The organism is Ochrobactrum sp. SFR4 (genome assembly GCF_019730395.1).
Classification (GTDB): Bacteria; Pseudomonadota; Alphaproteobacteria; order Rhizobiales; family Rhizobiaceae; genus Pseudochrobactrum.
In genome coordinates this window covers 1-18,053 of record NZ_JAAPBB010000005.1, presented here as the reverse complement: position 1 = coordinate 18,053, position 18,053 = coordinate 1, and the positions used below count along the sequence as shown (strand labels likewise).

Annotated in this window: 18 protein-coding genes; 10 read left to right on the top strand and 8 right to left on the bottom strand. The window is 50.1% G+C overall.

Annotated elements, in window-relative coordinates; genetic code table 11:
• Positions 1-90: 90 nt before the first annotated feature.
• The 6 genes from HBA93_RS07585 to HBA93_RS24125 all read left to right on the top strand — a co-directional run bounded on the left by HBA93_RS07585 (position 91) and on the right by HBA93_RS24125 (position 4,716).
• The gene (locus HBA93_RS07585) at positions 91-282 is read left to right on the top strand and encodes a twin transmembrane helix small protein (protein ID WP_022709359.1); all 192 of its coding nucleotides are present in this window, start codon (positions 91-93) and stop codon (positions 280-282) included.
• A gap of 36 nt (positions 283-318) precedes the next feature.
• A complete protein-coding gene (locus HBA93_RS07580; RefSeq protein ID WP_221722889.1) occupies positions 319-924 on the top strand; it encodes a cob(I)yrinic acid a,c-diamide adenosyltransferase in 606 nt (201 codons plus the stop codon).
• A gap of 425 nt (positions 925-1,349) precedes the next feature.
• Entirely contained in the window at positions 1,350-2,099 is a 750-nt protein-coding gene (locus HBA93_RS07575) for an electron transfer flavoprotein subunit beta/FixA family protein (protein WP_221722888.1), read from the top strand.
• A 23-nt stretch (positions 2,100-2,122) separates the two neighbouring features.
• Positions 2,123-3,052 (top strand): electron transfer flavoprotein subunit alpha/FixB family protein, encoded by a 930-nt coding sequence (locus HBA93_RS07570; protein ID WP_221722887.1) that lies wholly within the window; start codon positions 2,123-2,125, stop codon positions 3,050-3,052.
• Between the two features lie 437 nt (positions 3,053-3,489).
• A complete protein-coding gene (locus tag HBA93_RS07565; RefSeq protein ID WP_121992244.1) occupies positions 3,490-4,371 on the top strand; it encodes a 3-hydroxybutyryl-CoA dehydrogenase in 882 nt (293 codons plus the stop codon).
• A gap of 216 nt (positions 4,372-4,587) precedes the next feature.
• Positions 4,588-4,716 carry a hypothetical protein gene (locus HBA93_RS24125; protein WP_286201812.1) on the top strand — a complete coding sequence of 43 codons (129 nt, stop codon included), beginning with the start codon at positions 4,588-4,590 and terminating at the stop codon, positions 4,714-4,716.
• A gap of 119 nt (positions 4,717-4,835) precedes the next feature.
• On the opposite strand, the gene HBA93_RS07560 is transcribed toward HBA93_RS24125, so the two are convergent.
• Positions 4,836-5,279: a DoxX family protein gene (locus tag HBA93_RS07560; RefSeq protein WP_221722886.1), complete on the bottom strand. Its 444-nt coding sequence runs from the start codon at positions 5,277-5,279 to the stop codon at positions 4,836-4,838.
• A 351-nt stretch (positions 5,280-5,630) separates the two neighbouring features.
• On the bottom strand, positions 5,631-6,599 hold the full coding sequence (gene cysK, locus HBA93_RS07555; RefSeq protein ID WP_221722885.1) for a cysteine synthase A: 969 nt from the start codon (positions 6,597-6,599) through the stop codon (positions 5,631-5,633).
• Between the two features lie 392 nt (positions 6,600-6,991).
• Here cysK and HBA93_RS07550 point away from each other — a divergent pair, with 392 nt between their 5' ends.
• Positions 6,992-7,441: a universal stress protein gene (locus HBA93_RS07550; protein WP_121992247.1), complete on the top strand. Its 450-nt coding sequence runs from the start codon at positions 6,992-6,994 to the stop codon at positions 7,439-7,441.
• Between the two features lie 72 nt (positions 7,442-7,513).
• On the opposite strand, the gene typA is transcribed toward HBA93_RS07550, so the two are convergent.
• From typA to HBA93_RS07530, 4 genes are all read right to left on the bottom strand, one after another.
• Positions 7,514-9,331 carry a translational GTPase TypA gene (gene typA, locus HBA93_RS07545; protein ID WP_121992248.1) on the bottom strand — a complete coding sequence of 606 codons (1,818 nt, stop codon included), beginning with the start codon at positions 9,329-9,331 and terminating at the stop codon, positions 7,514-7,516.
• Positions 9,332-9,553: 222 nt separating this feature from the next.
• Positions 9,554-10,942 carry a magnesium transporter gene (gene mgtE / locus HBA93_RS07540; protein WP_221722884.1) on the bottom strand — a complete coding sequence of 463 codons (1,389 nt, stop codon included), beginning with the start codon at positions 10,940-10,942 and terminating at the stop codon, positions 9,554-9,556.
• A gap of 232 nt (positions 10,943-11,174) precedes the next feature.
• Complete coding sequence (locus tag HBA93_RS07535; RefSeq protein ID WP_221722883.1) at positions 11,175-12,443, bottom strand: multidrug effflux MFS transporter; 1,269 nt, start codon at positions 12,441-12,443, stop codon at positions 11,175-11,177.
• 44 nt (positions 12,444-12,487) lie between these two features.
• A complete protein-coding gene (locus tag HBA93_RS07530) occupies positions 12,488-12,955 on the bottom strand; it encodes a MarR family winged helix-turn-helix transcriptional regulator (protein WP_221722882.1) in 468 nt (155 codons plus the stop codon).
• 155 nt (positions 12,956-13,110) lie between these two features.
• Between HBA93_RS07530 and HBA93_RS07525 the strand changes: the two genes are divergently transcribed.
• The gene (locus HBA93_RS07525) at positions 13,111-15,147 is read left to right on the top strand and encodes a M3 family metallopeptidase (protein WP_286201824.1); all 2,037 of its coding nucleotides are present in this window, start codon (positions 13,111-13,113) and stop codon (positions 15,145-15,147) included.
• Between the two features lie 146 nt (positions 15,148-15,293).
• Here HBA93_RS07525 and HBA93_RS07520 read toward each other — a convergent pair whose 3' ends face one another.
• Both HBA93_RS07520 and HBA93_RS07515 read right to left on the bottom strand, forming a co-directional pair.
• The gene (locus HBA93_RS07520; protein ID WP_221722880.1) at positions 15,294-15,500 is read right to left on the bottom strand and encodes a DUF1737 domain-containing protein; all 207 of its coding nucleotides are present in this window, start codon (positions 15,498-15,500) and stop codon (positions 15,294-15,296) included.
• A 31-nt stretch (positions 15,501-15,531) separates the two neighbouring features.
• Positions 15,532-16,401, bottom strand: a complete 870-nt coding sequence (locus HBA93_RS07515) for an HpcH/HpaI aldolase/citrate lyase family protein (RefSeq protein ID WP_221722879.1) — start codon at positions 16,399-16,401, stop codon at positions 15,532-15,534.
• Positions 16,402-16,644: 243 nt separating this feature from the next.
• On the opposite strand from HBA93_RS07515, the gene leuD reads away from it, so the two are divergent.
• Both leuD and HBA93_RS07505 read left to right on the top strand, forming a co-directional pair.
• The gene (leuD, locus tag HBA93_RS07510; protein ID WP_121992254.1) at positions 16,645-17,250 is read left to right on the top strand and encodes a 3-isopropylmalate dehydratase small subunit; all 606 of its coding nucleotides are present in this window, start codon (positions 16,645-16,647) and stop codon (positions 17,248-17,250) included.
• 150 nt (positions 17,251-17,400) lie between these two features.
• Positions 17,401-17,820, top strand: coding sequence for a metallopeptidase family protein (locus HBA93_RS07505; protein WP_221722878.1), 420 nt, complete (start codon positions 17,401-17,403; stop codon positions 17,818-17,820).
• Positions 17,821-18,053: the final 233 nt, after the last annotated feature.

The window sequence follows — 18,053 nt, the reverse complement described above, 5'->3', positions numbered from 1 at the left end:
ACGGGAAATGCTCTATCTGCCGCAAAAAGCTTCTGTTACACATTGAGCGGGAAAGACTGAGGATTGCTGAAAAGCAATCGGGAGGAAAGAATGGACAGCGGTTTTAAATTTGCAGCGATCATTGCCATGATCGCAGTGGCTATTGTTCTGTTGCTGGGTTTGCGCAATATGATGCGCAACGGCGATGGCAATACATCCAACAAGCTGATGCGCTTGCGTATTATGTTTCAGTTTATTGCTGTGGTTCTGATGGTCGGTGCATTATATTTTGCCCGCCGTTAAAAGTGCTTGTATGAATTAGTAACCGGTGAGGCATTTTTGGTTAAGCTGAACAAAATTTATACACGTACCGGCGACGACGGTACAACAGGACTGGCTTGCGGCCCGAGACGCAGAAAAGACGATCTGCGCATTGTTGCCTGCGGTGATATTGATGAACTGAATGCATCAATCGGATTGGCACGGCTTTACACAGCGCTGATCCTGCCGGATGTTGATGCTATGCTGACAAGGGCGCAGAATGATCTTTTTGACCTTGGTGCTGACATTGCCACCCCCGCTGCTGTTTCAGATCCTGCCTCCGGCACTGTTGCAGATCTCGGCTATGAGCCTTTGAGGATTGTGGACAAGCAGGTTGACCGGCTGGAACAGGAAATTGATGTGCTGAATGCACGGCTGGAACCGCTCCGTTCCTTTATTTTGCCCGGCGGTTCACCGGCAGCAGCGCATCTGCACATGGCGAGAACTATTGCGCGGCGTGCAGAGCGTGCCATGGTGGCGCTGGCAGCGCAGACCGATGAGCAGGTTTCAGGCGTTGCCCTGCGCTATATCAATCGTTTGTCTGATCTGCTTTTTGTGGCTGCCCGTATTGCGAATAATCAGGGGCGGGATGATATTTTATGGATACCGGCGCTGACACGCTAAGAGCATGTCGCGGAAAAGTGGGTACCGGTTTTCCGATAACGACATGCTCTAAGGGCGCATTCTGAAAAGTGTATGCGGTTTCCAGATCAAAATGCGCGTTAATCTTTGTATATTTGCGACATCATCCGTCATGTTTCGAAGATGGTTATGATGATATTTCATAGCCCTTCTGCCGGTTATGATTGACCTCTCTATGGTTCAGAATTACGGTCTTATGAAATTTCTGAAATCTCCGTCACAAATTGACGGTGCATCAGGCGCGTTTGCGATAGAGTTTTAGCATGTCGGCTTCAGGCAAGTTGTTGATGAGGCCATGCTTTAAAACTGTATCTGACTGAGAGGCAGGCGGACACAGGCAAGAAAAAGGCTTATGTCCGGTCGAAGAGAGCAGCAGATGCTGTTCAAGTGGAGAGGATCTTAACCGAATGAAAGTTCTGGTCGCAGTTAAGCGGGTTGTTGATTACAACGTCAAAATCCGGGTGAAAAGTGACGGTACAGGCGTTGAGCTGACCAATGTCAAAATGTCGATGAACCCGTTTGATGAAATCGCGGTTGAAGAAGCGCTGAAACTTAAAGAAGCCGGTAAAGTTTCTGAAGTTGTGGTTGTTTCTATCGGACCTGCACAGGCGCAGGAAACGCTGCGTACCGCTCTGGCTATGGGCGCAGACCGCGCCGTCCTCGTGAAAACCGATGACGCTGTCGAGCCGCTTGCCGTTGCGAAAATTCTGAAAGGCGTTGTTGCCGCAGAAGAGCCGAAGCTGGTTATTCTCGGCAAACAGGCGATTGATGATGATGCGAACCAGACCGGTCAGATGCTGTCTGCCCTGCTTGGCTGGGCACAGGCAACTTTTGCCTCGGAAGTACAGCTCTCAGACGCTTCTGCCAATGTAACCCGTGAGGTTGATGGCGGTTTGCAGACGATTGAAGTCAAGCTGCCTGCGATCGTCACCACCGATCTGCGCCTGAACCAGCCGCGTTATGCTTCTCTGCCGAATATTATGAAGGCGAAGAAGAAGCCTTTGGATGAGAAGGCACCGGCTGATTACGGTGTAGATACTGCACCGCGTCTGAAAATCCTCAAAACCGAAGAGCCTTCCGGCCGTAAAGCCGGTGTGAAAGTGGCTTCCGTTGCCGAGCTTGTTGACAAGCTCAAAAACGAAGCAGGCGTATTGTAAGCGGTCAGGACAGGAAAACGATTATGGCTATTCTTCTTTTTGCAGAACACGATAATGCAAGCCTCTCTGACCAGACTGCAAAGGCATTGACTGCTGCGCTAGCTATCGGCGGTGATGTGGATGTTCTGGTTGCGGGTAAAGGCGCCAAAGCTGCTGCTGATGCTGCTGCCAAGCTGAAAGGCGTGCGCAAAGTCCTGCTCGCTGAAAGCGATGCACTGGAAAACCGTCTGGCAGAACCAACCGCAGCATTGCTGGTCGCTCTTGCCGGCTCCTATGACACTGTGATTGCTCCGGCGACCACTTCGGGTAAAAACGTGTTACCGCGCGTTGCAGCACTTCTCGATGTGGCACAGGTTTCGGAAATTATCGAAGTTGTGTCTCCTACAGTCTTCAAGCGCCCGATTTATGCGGGTAATGCGATTCAGACTGTTGAAGCCACTGATGCCAAGAAGGTTATCACCGTACGTACCGCTTCTTTTGCGGCTGCCGGTGAAGGCGGTTCCGCTGCGGTTGAAAGCGTTGATGCAGGCAATGATCCGGCTGTGTCGAAATTTGTTGAAGCCAAAATTTCCGGCGGCGATCGTCCTGAACTGACTTCGGCGAAAATCATTATTTCCGGTGGCCGTGCACTCGGTTCTGCTGAGAAATTTAATGAAGTTATCACACCGGTTGCTGACAAGCTTGGTGCTGCAATCGGTGCGAGCCGTGCAGCTGTTGATGCGGGTTATGCGCCGAATGACTGGCAGGTTGGTCAGACCGGTAAAGTGGTTGCGCCTGATCTTTATATCGCTTGCGGTATTTCCGGTGCGATCCAGCATCTGGCCGGTATGAAAGATTCTAAAGTGATCGTTGCGATCAATAAGGATGAAGAAGCACCGATTTTCCAGATCGCGGATTATGGCCTTGTCGGTGACTTGTTCACTGTTCTGCCGGAACTTGAAAAAGCACTCTGAGAAGCGAAACAGGGATCATGACAATCGGGCATGATCGTCTTTAATAGTATAACGCGTCCGGATATTTAATCCGGGCGCGTTTTGTTTTAATCAGGGGCAGAGCATTTCACAGTTAGAGCGGTTCCAGTTAGGACTGAATCGTTGGAACCGCTGTACTATTTGTTTCGACGCATTATCCGACGCATCGCAGCAGGAAAAAAAATCAGTCCGGCGAACTGATTTCCCTGCGGAGACGCTTCACACTTTTGCTGGAAATGCTCTAAATTGAAGCAATTTGACGCCCGTGACAATGCGACCAAAAAAGAAAACAGAGCGCGTTATCATCTAATTTGAACGTAATCCGCTCTAGACTTATCCGCATGAGACTGCTCATGTAGGCGCAGAAAAATTGGCGTTATTGCTGTAAATTTATTGATACGAAGGGATCGGAGCGGATCATGAGTTTTACAATTAAAACAGTGGGTATCATCGGCGCAGGGCAGATGGGCAATGGTATTGCTCATGTTTGCGCGCTGGCAGGCTATGATGTGCTGCTGCATGACGCTTCGCTTGAGCGACTGGAAAACGGTATCGCCACCATCAGCGGTAATATGGCGCGTCAGGTTGCTTCGGGTAAACTTGCTGAGGAAGCACGCATTGCCAGCCTTGCGCTGATTAAGCCGGCCAAAACCATGGCGGATCTGGCGCCTTGTGATCTAGTGATCGAAGCAGCAACAGAAAATGAAGCCATTAAGAAGCAGATTTTTGCGCAGGTCTGCCCGCATCTGCACAGCAATGCTATTCTGGCGACCAATACATCTTCGATTTCAATCACCCGCTTAGCGGCAACCACAGACCGGCCTGAACGCTTTATCGGTATTCATTTTATGAACCCGGTGCCGGTGATGAAACTGGTTGAATTGATCCGCGGTATCGCCACAGAAGAGCCGACTTTCACCGCCGCACAGGACTTTGTGCAGAAACTGGGCAAGACCATCACGGTTTCCGCCGACTTCCCTGCCTTTATCGTTAATCGTATTTTGCTGCCGATGATTAATGAAGCGATTTATACGCTTTATGAAGGTGTTGGCACTGTCGATGCCATTGATACGGCCATGAAGCTTGGTGCCAATCATCCGATGGGGCCGTTGCAGCTGGCCGATTTCATCGGGCTGGATACCTGCTTGTCGATCATGCAGGTGCTTTATGAAGGCCTGTCGGATTCAAAATATCGCCCATGCCCGTTGCTGGTGAAATATGTTGAAGCCGGTTGGCTCGGACGTAAAACCGGTCGCGGTTTCTATGATTATCGCGGTGATGAGCCGGTGCCTACCCGTTAATATTTTGAGCGCATAAATTGCTGAAAACCCTGCATTTGCTTAGGAAATGCAGGGTTTTTTGTCGGGTTAATAAATAAAAGGTTATTTTTAACTGCTCATTAAGCATGCGAATTCACTTCGTGTTCACCTTTCTTCGCTAATATTTACCTTAAATTCACTGTTGTGATTTGCGCTTCAGAAAAAATAATAATGTTAAATTAATCAGGGTGTAGTGTGATGGGTCTGATCGTTCAGTTTCGTCAAGTTTTTAAAGTTATTCGTGAGTTTCTGGCACCAAGCTATCGTCCGGAACGCCATTATATGCGTGGCCCGGGTCCAGCCTGTGCAGCCCGTCATTCGCATTAGAGCGATCTTTGTGCGTCCACTGGGGTGCATAGCTCATTAACTTTACTGTTTTCCGGATAGCTCCCAGATCCGGTCAACTGAAAATGAATAAAGCCGGCTCATGAGCCGGCTTTTGTATTTCAGAACTGCTTGCCGATCAGACGATCCAGCGACAGGCGCCCGCTGCCGGCCACACTCAGATACATGAAGACACCGAACCAGACGGTTGAAAGCTGGAAACCGCTGCCGCGCGGGATCATCACCATCACCAGAATTACGACCATCTGAATGAAAAGCATAAAGGCGAGCGGGCGGGTGAACAGGCCGATCGCAATAGCTATGCCTCCTATAAATTCCAGAATGCTGGTGAAATAGGCCAAAGGGATTGCCGGTTCCAATCCCAGTTGCCGGAACAATTCAATATCGCGTGGCATATCGCCGTTAAACAGCTTTTCCCAACCGAAAAAAGCCATGATGCCGCCGCTGGTTGCACGCATGACTGCATAGGTGAAATCATGAAAACGGGCATAAACAGGGGCCAGGAATGGCAGCAATAAAGATGGTTCAGAAAGTTTGTCTGTCATGGATCAGGTTTCTTTGCGCTTGGATTATTTGCGTTTCACGTGAAATCTTTTTTGTATTTTCCTGCGATAGACGAACTGAAACATAGGTTAAGCATATTAAACCGTATGGTTCGATTCTTGTTTTCTCATGTAACAGAACCGGATATTCTTCGGATATGAATTGTTCGTGATGAAAGAGGTTACGACAGAGAAATCTATGCCTGATGCGCTTTATCGGGCATGGGCGATAAAGCATCAGTTTGTATTCGTTTTATGTTTACTGAAGTAATTCAGCGCCGGAAACCAAAGAGCGGCATAAAAAAACCGGCACGATTGCGCCGGTTTTATAGCGGATGGTTTTAAGCAGGCAGATCAGGCATCAAGCCCGTCGAACAGAGCGGTTGAGAGATAGCGCTCAGCAAAAGACGGAATAATAACGACAATGTTTTTGCCCTTATTTTCCGGACGCTTGCCGACTTCCACAGCGGCTTTCAAAGCAGCACCGGAAGAAATGCCAACCGGAATACCTTCAACTTTGGCGATCTGGCGTGCAAAAGCGAATGCATCTTCATTGGCGACCTGAATGATCTCATCATAAACGCCGGTATCCAGTGTTTTCGGCGCAAAACCTGCACCTATGCCCTGAATTTTATGCGGACCCGGATTGCCGCCGGAAAGTACAGGCGAATCCTTTGGCTCAACCGCGACGACTTTGAATGACGGTTTGCGGGCTTTCAGGACTTGGCCAACACCAGTGATCGTGCCGCCGGTGCCGATGCCGGAAATCAGAATATCCGCTTCACCATTGGTGTCATTCCAGATTTCTTCCGCCGTTGTTTTGCGGTGAATTTCCGGATTCGCGGCATTTTCAAATTGCTGCGGAATAATTGCGTTCGGATTGCCTGCTGCCAGCTCTTCCGCTTTGGCAATCGCACCCTTCATACCTTTTGCACCTTCGGTCAGAACCAGTTCCGCGCCCAGCAGTTTGAGCAATTTGCGACGCTCAATCGACATGGTTTCAGGCATGGTGAGAATCAGGCTGTAGCCTTTGGCGGCCGCAGCAAATGCCAGTGCTATACCGGTATTGCCGGATGTCGGCTCAATAAATACGGTTTTGCCCGGAACAGCTTTGCCTTTGGCTTCAAGGCTTTCAATCATAGCCAGACCAATACGGTCTTTGACGCTGGCCAGCGGATTAAAGAATTCGAGTTTAACGAGAAGATTGGCGACCACGCCGTTTTCGCGGGCAAATTTATCTGCACGGACAAGCGGTGTGTTACCGATTGTATCAACAATAGAAGAATAAATACGGCCGCGGCCTGGCTTGTTAGAATCGCTCATACCAAATCTCCTGATCTTTCTGCAAAGCATAGAACCTGTCTGCTCAGGATTATAGATGCAGGCTTCCAGAATGCAGGAGTAATTTAGAATATTATTCTATCAATGTGAAATATTAGAATTATTTTATGGCACAGGGGCGGAACGGGAGCAGCAGTTCAGCAAATTCCATGGAGTTTTCAGGCTTTTCCGGTACAGGAAATCACAATCAGTTTGATCCTGATCAATGTAATTTGTCCTGTTCATTCCTAGATTTATATTATGATGTGTCTCTCAGGAGTCCATTCTGAATAATGTGTGTTTGTAGTGATACTGATTGAAAAACCGGAACAGAAACACACATATAATAGACAGGGTGCATTCCGGCGGATGCTGTAAAAGGGAAAGACGAGGACATGTATAAACATATTTTAGTGGCGACAGACGGTTCGGAACTTGCCAATAAAGGGCTGGAACAGGCGATCGGTCTGGCCAAAGAACTTTCCGCAAAAATTACAGTGCTGACTGTAACGGATTTGTTTCCGAGTTACGGCATTGTTGTGGCACCGGGTTTAAGCACTTCACCGGAAATTTTTGAAGAATACCGCACCTCCATGGCAGAGCAGGCCAAAGCCATTGTGCAGCAGGCGATCACCAAAGCGCGCGATGCCGGTGTGACTGCTGAAGGCTTGCATATTGAAAATCAGTCACCGGCAGTAGGTATTGTTGAGGCTGCCGAGACCCATCAGGCTGAGCTGATTGTGGTTGCCTCGCATGGCCGTCGCGGTGTGAATAAGCTTTTGCTTGGCAGTCAGGCGGCAGAGGTGCTGTCTTTGAGCAAAATACCGGTTCTGGTTGTGAAATAAGATACCGGTTTATCTGGATAGTCTGAATAAAAAAAACGGCGCCGAGAGCGCCGTTTTCTTTTTTAGTGCAGATTACATGCCTTTGGACTTCGAGAAACGCTTGCGTTCATTCGGGTCCAGATAAAGCTTACGCAGACGGATGGATTTTGGTGTTACTTCCATCAGTTCGTCATCCTGAATCCAGGACAGAGCGCGTTCCAGAGTCATGCGGATCGGCGGGGTCAGCTTAACAGCTTCATCCTTACCGGATGCACGCATGTTGGTCAGCTTCTTGCCTTTCAGCACGTTGACTTCCAGATCGTTGTCGCGGGTATGAATACCAACGATCATGCCCTGATAAACCTTGGTACCGGAATCGATGATCATCGGACCGCGGTCTTCAAGGTTGAACATTGCATAGGCAACCGATTCGCCCTGATCATTGGAGATCAGCACGCCGTTGTTACGTCCGCCGATTTCGCCTTTATGTGGCTGATATTCGTGGAACAGACGGTTCATGATCGCTGTACCGCGTGTGTCAGTCATCAGTTCTGACTGGTAGCCGATCAGACCGCGGGTTGGTGCGAAGAATACCAGACGGACGCGGTTGCCGCCGGACGGGCGCAACTCAACCATTTCCGCTTTGCGTTCAGACATTTTCTGAACAACAGTACCGGAATATTCTTCGTCAACGTCGATCACAACTTCTTCTACCGGTTCCAGCAGGTTGCCATCTTCGTCTTTGTGCATCACAACGCGCGGACGGGAAATGCTCAGCTCGAAGCCTTCACGGCGCATGTTTTCGATGAGAACAGCAAGCTGCAATTCACCGCGACCGGAAACGTAGAACGAATCTTTGTCTTCGGATTCTTCGATACGCAGGGCAACCGAACCTTCAGCTTCTTTCAGCAGGCGATCGCGGATAACACGGCTGGTAACTTTGTCACCTTCGGTGCCGGCCAGCGGGCTGTCGTTTACGATGAAGGACATGGTAACGGTCGGCGGATCAATCGGCTGAGCCTTCATGGCTTCGTTGATTGAAGGATCGCAGAATGTGTCAGCCACGGTGCCTTTGGAAAGACCGGCAATAGCAACGATATCGCCTGCCATACCTTCTTCAATGGCAGTACGTTCCAGACCACGGAAAGCGAGGATCTTGGAAATACGACCGTTTTCCAGCAGTTTACCGTCCTGACCGAGCACTTTAACCGACTGGTTCGGCTTCAAAGTACCGGAATGGATACGACCGGTAATGATGCGGCCGAGGAACGGATCAGATTCCAGAATGGTACCGATCATCGAGAACGGACCTTCAGCAACCTTTGGCGCCGGAACGTGCTTGACGATCAGATCGTAAAGCGGAGCCAGACCCTGATCGCTCGGACCTTCCGGATTTTCTGCCATCCAGCCGTTACGGCCTGAACCGTAAAGGATCGGGAAGTCGAGCTGTTCGTCAGTCGCATCAAGCGCTGCGAACATGTCGAAAACTTCGTTGATGACTTCTTCATGGCGGCCATCCGGACGGTCGATCTTGTTGATCGCAACGATAGGACGCAGGCCGAGTTTCAGAGCTTTACCGACCACGAATTTGGTCTGAGGCATCGGGCCTTCAGCGGAGTCAACGAGAACAACAACACCGTCAACCATCGAAAGGATACGCTCGACCTCACCGCCGAAGTCGGCGTGGCCCGGAGTATCAACGATATTGATGCGTGTATCTTTCCAGACAGCGGAAGTTGCCTTGGCAAGAATGGTGATGCCGCGCTCGCGCTCGATATCGCCGGAGTCCATCATGCGTTCGGTAACGCGTTGATTGTCGCGGAATACACCGGACTGTTTCAGAAGTTCGTCAACCAGGGTCGTTTTGCCGTGGTCAACGTGTGCGATGATCGCGATGTTGCGCAATTGCATTGAGTTATCACTCTGAATAGGGGGTTGGGACGCTTAAGGATATCCCTCGTGAACGCCGCAGATAATGGGGCGCTCTTACAGGTTTTTCGCCAATTTTAAAAGGGGGCGGGCTGATTTTAGCATATTGCATATCTCATTGCTGCTGTGCACTGACTGCATAAAAAGCCTGACGGACATTTTCAGCATAAGAAAAAGGCCGGAAAATTCCGGCCTGTTCCGAGGTTAAAGCAGTGTTCCGGTGAGGAAAATAACCGCAACGCTGAAATAGATGACCAGCCCCATCACATCGACAAGTGTGGCTACAAAAGGTGCAGAGGCGCTGGCCGGATCAAGACCGAGACGCTGCAGAACAAACGGCAGCATCGAGCCGGAGAGAGAGCCGAACAGCACAATGCCGATCAGTGCAACGCCAATGGTAATGCCGATCAGCACCCAATGCTCACCGTAATCGTAGAGGCCGGTTTTCTGCCAGATTGCAATACGGACAAAGCCGATCACGCCCAGCATAGAGCCCAGTGCCAGACCTGTTGGTATTTCACGCAGAGCCACACGCCACCAGTCACCGAGCTTGAGATCCTGCAGTGCTAAGGCACGGATCAGCAAGGATGTGGCTTGTGAACCGGAGTTGCCGCCGGAGCTCATAATCAGCGGAATGAACAGTGCCAGAACAATGGCTTTTTCGAGTTCGACTTCAAAATGCTGCATGGCGCTGGCAGTCAGCATTTCACTTAAGAAAAGAATGCAAAGCCAGCCACCGCGTTTGCGCAGCATCTCGAAGAAGCTGATCTGCATATAAGGCTTGGTGAAAGCCTCCATACCACCGAATTTATAGGCATCTTCCGAAGTTTCTTCGGTCATGGCGTCCAGCACATCGTCCACGGTGACAATGCCGATCAGATGGTGCTGCTCATCCACTACGGGAATTGCCAGAAGATCGTGCTTGCGGAACAGACGTGCGACTTCTTCTTGATCCATCATTGGCGGAATTGTCAGCGGTTCCTGATCACGGCCGACTTCCGCAATGCCGGATTGCGGATTGGCGGTGATGAGACGGCGCAGTGATACTACATGTTGTAAAATGCGGGTTTCCGGATTTTCAACATAGATGGCATAGACCGTTTCACGGGAGCGCTCGACCTGCCGGATATGAGCTAAAGTCTGTTCGACTGTCCATGTGGATGGCACAGCGATAAATTCCGTTGTCATCAGACCACCGGCGGTATCGGCCGGATAGCCCATCAGTTTTTTCAGTGCGGTTTTGGTTTCCGGTGAAAGAACTGAAAACAGACGGTTGCGGGACGGCCAGTCCAGATCATGGAAAATGTCTGTTGCACGGTCTGCAGACATGCCGTTCAGGATCTCTGCGGCGCGTCCGTTATCCAGACTGTCAATGATTTGGTCTGCATAATGCAGTTCCGGCTGATCCAGAAAAAGAACAGCCTGATCGGTTGAAATGCTGCGGAATAAAGTGACCTGATCGTCGAGATCGAGCTCGTTAATCAGTTCAACAGCATCACCTGTACGCAATTGGCCGATCTGTTCAAGCAGCGCGGAGATTGCAAGATTCGTTGTATCGAGAGCAGCACGGAAGGTGCCGTTATTGTTGTTCATTGGTTTGCCTCTCTGTCGATCCGCCGTCATGGCAGATCGTGACAAACCAATCGCTCCTGCGATCAGGTCAGATCTGCCATTGACGGCATAAACAATCGACTGTGACTGTCGCTGGGCATAAGAGTAAAACTCCGGTTAAAATCAGACCTGATGGTCTGGGCGTGTTTTGTGCTCTCGGGCCGCGCTTGTCAACCCTGCTGTTTTTGCCTGACAATTCTATGAGAGTCTGACTTTACCGGTCTGCAGATTTTTCAGGGGTGATCGGATGCTCCAAAGTAGGGGCCAGAGGCAGTTTGAACCTGTTCCACATGATATAGCTGATTAATGACAGTAATCCCATCAGCGGCAATAATGTTGCCATGGCGATAACCGGATCGCCCATAGAGGCTGAGATGATGCCGCCGACCAGACCGCCGCCCATCTGGAAGAAGCCCATCAAAGCGGAAGCCGAACCGGCAATTTTCGGAAAAGGTGCCATGGCTGCCGTTGTCATTTGTGGGGTGAGAAAGGCAATGCCCATCACGTAAAGCCCCATCGGCAGCATTACCAGCAGATAGCCCGGTTCATAAATGCGCAGCAACACAGCGAGCAGGATACTGGCGGAGCCGGTGCAGAGCAACCCGATGCAGGACATCTGGAAAACGGTCACGCGCTGCATCAGGATGCGGTAAATAATGCCGCCTGAAATATAGAAAGCAGTTTGCAACAACATCCCCATGCCGAATGTGCTCGGTGACAGCCCCACACGCGTCATAAGAATGAAGGGCATGATGGTGGCTGATGTATAAAGGGCGCCGGTAGCGCCGGTAAGCACCAGACTGGCAAACAGGAAGTGCGGGGTTTTGAGCAGGCTGAAATAGGATTGCACAAGTGCCCGTGGCCGGACACGGGAAGGATCGGGCTTACCGGTTTCCTGCACAAAAAGCAGCATCATGAGAATGACGGCTGCCCCTTGCAAAATCATCACCAGAAAGATCGCATGCCAGCCGAGGAATTCCAGTGTCAGCCCGCCAAGTGTCGGGCCGATGGCAGGGCCGACGGAGAGGACAATGCCAATCAGGTTCATAACCCGCGCCGAGCGGTCGCTGGTGAACAGATCGCGGACAATCGCGCGGGACATGGTAACGCCGACCGCAGCGCCGACCCCTTGCAGCAGGCGTGCCAGCACCATGATCTCAATTGTCGGTGCAAACAATGCCAGCACACTGGCTGCCAGATAGACAGACATGAAAAGAATAGTGACCGGTTTGCGGCCATAACCGTCTGATAAGGGGCCGCAGATCAGCTGAGCAAAACAAAAGCCGCCGAAATAGGCGGTCAGGGTCAGTTTAACTGCTGCTTCTGTGGTGCCGAAATCCGAGACAATTTCCGGCATCGCGGGTGTATAGAGTGACATAGCCAGCGGGCCGATGGCGGCAAGAAAGCCGCCGATAATGCCAACGCGGCGCTCGGACATAATGACAAGCGGGGGTGTTTTTTCGCGGGGTGATGAATCGGGCATAGCGGCATGCTTTATGGCTGGGAGCTAAATTGCGGATAATCGGATCAGCTTTTCCGATTTTCCTGATTGAGTTGTCTTAAGTGCGCGCGGACGGTCAGCAGATTATGCAAAAATCTCTGCCATTCTTCCGGCGGCAGCGCCTGTGAAGCATCGGCGATGGTTTCTTTCGCAATGCGTTTCAGCTCATCCAGAACCGGCACGGCTGTATCATTGAGAAAAATCAGTTTGGCACGACGGTCATCGGGATCAGGCTCACGGCGCAGCAAGCCACGATTTTCCAGCCTGTCGAGATAGCCGGACAGGGTCATAGCTTCAATATTCATACTCTCGGCGAGGACAGACTGGCGGGCTGGCTGATAACGCGCCACATGAACCAGTGTCCGTGACTCGAAAGCGGTGAGTTCAAGACCTGCGGCAACGATCTTACGCTCCCGCTCAAGGCTGAAAAGCCGGCTGATATCATAGACAACGAAGCCGAAACTATCGGGATCGTAGGATTTTCCTGTAAACATTGTAAGGCATCCTTATAATAAGGTTTCCTTACTATTTATTTTCAAACCGGTCAATTATCCGTATAAATCACTTGTGGCGGATAAGCGGGCTGCTTAAATGTTTGAAATGTAATTCTGCAAACCGGAGACCGTGAGATATGCCGCAGGACAATCAGATGACGCCCGCCTATTCAGCACTCAGCCAGTGGAGCGGCCCGCTTGGTCTGCCGGATTTCAGTAAATTCAGTGATGCGGATTTTAAAGCGGCTTTTGATATTGCTCTGGAGAAAGACTGGGCGGATGTGGAAACTGTTCTGCAGAACCCTGATGCGCCGACAATTGAGAATACGCTGAAAGCATTGCAGCTTTCCGGCCGTGATCTTTCCCATATTGCTGCGATTTTCTGGATGCGCGCGGGTGCCCATACCAATGAGGATATTCAGGCGCTGGAACGCGAAGTCGCGCCGAAAATGTCCCGCCATCACTCGCGCATCATGATGAATGAAGCGCTGTTTGCCCGCCTTGATGCTCTCTATCAGAACCGTATCAATCTCGGGCTGGATACAGAAACTCTGCGTGTGCTGGAAAAGAGCTGGAAAGGCTTTGTGCGTAACGGCGCTAAACTGAATGCACAGGACAAAGCACGACTGGCTGATATTAATGAAAAGCTTGCCGGTCTTGGTGCCGGTTTCGGCCAGAACGTGCTGAAAGATGAAGCATCATGGGCTTTGTTTATCACGGATGCAGCCGAGCTTGCCGGTTTGCCGGATCAGTTGCGTGATGCGATGAAAGCGGCAGCTGAGGAGCGCGGCCGTGACGATGTATGGGCAGTTACATTGTCCCGTGCGATTGTCGAGCCGTTCCTGACATTCTCCTCCGTTCGTCATTTACGTGAAAAAGCCTATCAAGCATGGGCAAAGCGTGGTGAAAATGGTGGCGAGACTGACAATCGCGCATTGGTAACAGAGATTGTTGCCTTGCGTGATGAAAAGGCAAAGCTGCTGGGCTATGCAAATTTCGCTGCGTTCAAGCTTGATGACACAATGGCCAAAACACCCGATGCGGTGATGGATTTGCTGATACCGGTTTGGGATAAAGCCAAACAACGTGCATCGGAAGAACAGGCTGATCTGGAAAAGCTGATTGCCGGTGAGGGGCTTAATCATCCGGTAGCTGGCTGGGATTGGCGCTATTATGCAGAAAAACTGCGTGCCGAGCGCTTCGCTTTTGATGAAGGCGATCTCAAACCTTATCTGCAGCTCAATAAAATTATTGAAGCAGCTTTTGATGTTGCAACACGTCTGTTCGGCCTGACATTCAAAGAATATCAGGGTATTCAGACATGGCATCCAGATGTGCGTGTGTGGGAAGTGTTCAATGCAGATGGCTCACGACGCGGCCTGTTCTTAGGTGACTATTTTGCCCGCCAGAGCAAACGCTCCGGCGCATGGATGAGTGCATTGCAGTCGTCTCATCGTCTGGATGGTGGTCAGCCACCGATCATTTATAATGTGATGAACTTCGCCAAGCCGCCTAAAGGCGAGGTGGCGCTGTTGTCGCTCGACGATGCGCATACGCTGTTCCACGAATTCGGCCATGCTCTGCATGGACTGCTGAGCGATGTGACATGGCCAGCGATTTCCGGCACCGCAGTTTCGCGTGATTTTGTCGAACTGCCATCCCAGCTTTATGAACATTGGCTGACAGAGCGTCCGGTGCTGGAGAAATTCGCCACACATTATAAAACCGGTGAGACAATCCCGCAGGATCTGATTGACAAGGTGCTGAAAGCTGCCACTTTCAATGCCGGTTTCAACACGGTGGAATTCACCTCATCGGCGCTGGTGGACATGGCATTCCATACCAGTGACAAGCCTGTGACTGATCCGCTGGTTTTTGAAGCGGAAGTTCTGAAAAAACTTGATATGCCGGACGCGATTATTATGCGCCACCGTACACCGCATTTCCTGCATGTGTTCAGCGGTGACGGATATTCGGCCGGTTACTATTCTTATATGTGGTCGGAAGTGCTCGACGCTGATGCTTTTGCAGCTTTTGAAGAAAGCGGCGATGTCTTCAATGCGGATCTGGCAGAAAAGCTGAAGACACATATTTACGCGGCGGGTGGTTCCAAAGATCCGGAGGAATTGTACAAAACATTCCGTGGCCGGATGCCAAGTCCGCAGGCGATGATCGAAAAGCGCGGCCTTTAGAGCGCCGTGTGCCAGACTTGGCACACAAAGGTCGCTCTAACACTTTAAAATTAGAGCATAATTTTTCCTTAAACTGATTCAAGTTTAAGGAATTATGCTCTAGTAAATAGAAAAAGCCCCTGCAAATTATGCAGGGGCTTTTATTTTTAGAAGCTGCCGAGCTTGATATCCGGCGAATATTCATGCCCATCAACGGTCTTGGTTACGGCCTGACCGCAATACATTTTCTTCTCTTCAGCATTATAGCTGTGGCTTGGCGAACCATAGAGCATCCAGCCTTTGTTCAGGGCTTCGGTAACACGATGACAAAAAGAAGAATCATCTGGTCCGGTAAGAAAACGATAAAGCTGCATGGAAAACTCCTGTAGTTTGCAGAAAGAAGAATCAGCGCACACGCGCTAGAGTACGCTCGGCCTGGCGAATATGTAATTGCTCGACCATCGTACCATTGAGAGAGATGGCACCTTTGGCAGCATTTTCCGGCAGATTAAAAGCAGCAATTACCTGATTTGCCCATGCGGCTTCTTCGGCAGTAGAAGAATAGCTGTCCAAAGCTGTTTCAATCTGAGAGGGATGAATCAGGGTTTTGCCGTCAAAACCGAGCATTGCACCTTGTTCACACTCGGCTGCAAAACCGGCTTGATCCTGAAAATTATTGTAAACGCCGTCCAGCACATCAATGCCACCTGCGCGGGCTGCGAGAATAATCTGCATCATCCACGGCAGTAATGCACTGCGCTGGTTCGTGGTTTTAACGCCTGTGCTCAGGGCAATATCATTAGTGCCGATAATGAAACATTTGAGACGCGCTGCGGATTTTTGTGCCAGTCGGGCAATTTCATCCGCATTGAGAATACCGCGCGGGGTTTCAATCATTGCCCAGATGCCGAGGGTCTCCGGTGCATCATAATCATCAAGCTTGCGGGCAGCATCTATCACCTGTTGCGGCGTTTCTGTTTTCGGCAGAACAATAGCCTCAGTTTTGAGTTCTGCTGCCAGTTTCAGGTCATCCTCACCCCATTGCGTGGCAAGACTGTTGATGCGAATAGCTTTTAGCGGGCTTCGTACTGTTTGGTACTGCTTCTGAAAATGTGCGCGCAGATTATCACGCGCTTCATGTTTCATTTGCTCGGCAACAGAGTCTTCAAGGTCATATATAATGGCATCAGGCTGTAGTTGTGTGCTTTTGGCGAGGGCTTTCTGATGGCTGGCCGGAACATAAAGCACGGCACGGCGCGGCTGATAAAGTGTCACTCAGAATTTCTCCCTGGCAAAGATGTTTGTGTTATTTTTGATCTGAAAACTGGTCAAAAATGACAGGATATTGTTTAAATTTAATATCATAGGCAATCAATGAAAAGGTAGTTGCCTTTGGGGTTGAGGGGCGCATTATTATCATGGTGCGGCACTTCGCTTGGATTTCAGGCCTTTGACTCTGCAAAAAGCTGGTGTAAAGCACAATGAGAAAAGCATTTTGACTTACAGGTTACGAGACCGATGGAAAAATTTACCAAGCTTACCGGCGTTGCCGCTCCGTTGCCGATCATCAATATCGATACGGATATGATTATCCCTAAGGATTATCTGAAGACAATCAAGCGTACAGGTCTTGGTAAAGGTCTTTTCGCGGAAATGCGCTTTAATGAAGACGGTTCGGAAAATCCGGATTTCGTTCTGAACAAACCTGCTTATCGCAATGCGCAGATTCTGGTGGCCGGTGACAATTTTGGCTGTGGATCATCCCGCGAACACGCGCCTTGGGCTTTGCTGGATTTTGGTATCCGCTGCGTGATCTCCACTTCTTTTGCGGATATCTTCTATAATAACTGCTTTAAGAATGGCATCCTGCCGATCAAGGTTTCTCAGGAAAATCTGGATAAGTTGATGGACGATGCTTCGCGCGGTGCCAATGCTACGCTGAGTGTTGATCTCGAATCTATGACAATTTCCGGTCCGGATGGCGGTTCTATTGCTTTTGAACTGGATGAGTTCAAGCGCTACTGCATGCTCAATGGTTTGGATGATATCGGCCTGACAATGGAAAAAGCGGATAATATCTCGGTATTTGAGAAGAAGAATTCTGCAAGCCGTCCGTGGGCCTGAGCCTTTAAAATAAGGCTCACTTGGCATTTACAGGATAAATGCCTATATCAGTTTTGAAACCACGCTGCAGATGGCTGTCAGCGTGGTTTTTTTATGGAATCAATTTTGGACTACCTGCTGTATAATAAGCGGGGCAGAAAGACAGGGACAATGGTTCAGACTGATCTGAGCGGAGACTGGGCAACAAGGCTTGCCCCGTCTATCGATGAATTACAATCACTGGCATTGAATGCTTATGCGCATATGCCGGATGACTTTCATGCGCTCAGCCCGCAGATTCGTATTGAAGTTGCAGATTTTCCGGATGAACAGGTTATGGAAGATCTGGATCTGGATACGCCTTATGACATTCTCTGTCTTTTTGAAGGGCGGGGTATTGGTGAACGCTTTCATTTGCGCGCGCAGGAGGGGCCGGAGGTGCTTACATTATATCGCCGCGCTATTTTAGATTACTGGAGCGAGAATACAGAAACGCTCGGCGAGATCATCGGTCATATATTGCTGCATGAGATCGGCCAGAGCTTAGGTCTGTCGGAAGCGGAGATGGAGCGGCTCGGCAGTCAGCATTAATATGCTCTACTATATATAAAGGTGCAGCGCGGCTCGCAGAGGCATATAGAATCTCTGTTCCAAAGAGTCCTGTGTCGTTGGTTAATAATTGCATAAAATTCGAAGTTTTCCCTGTGGAAAGAAAGTTTGCGATTTGTGTAATTTTTTTGAAAAGTCGTGTTGACAGTTTGGATTGGTGGGGTCTATATAGCGACACAACGAGGGCGGCGGCGCTGCTAGCGGCAGAGAGCTTC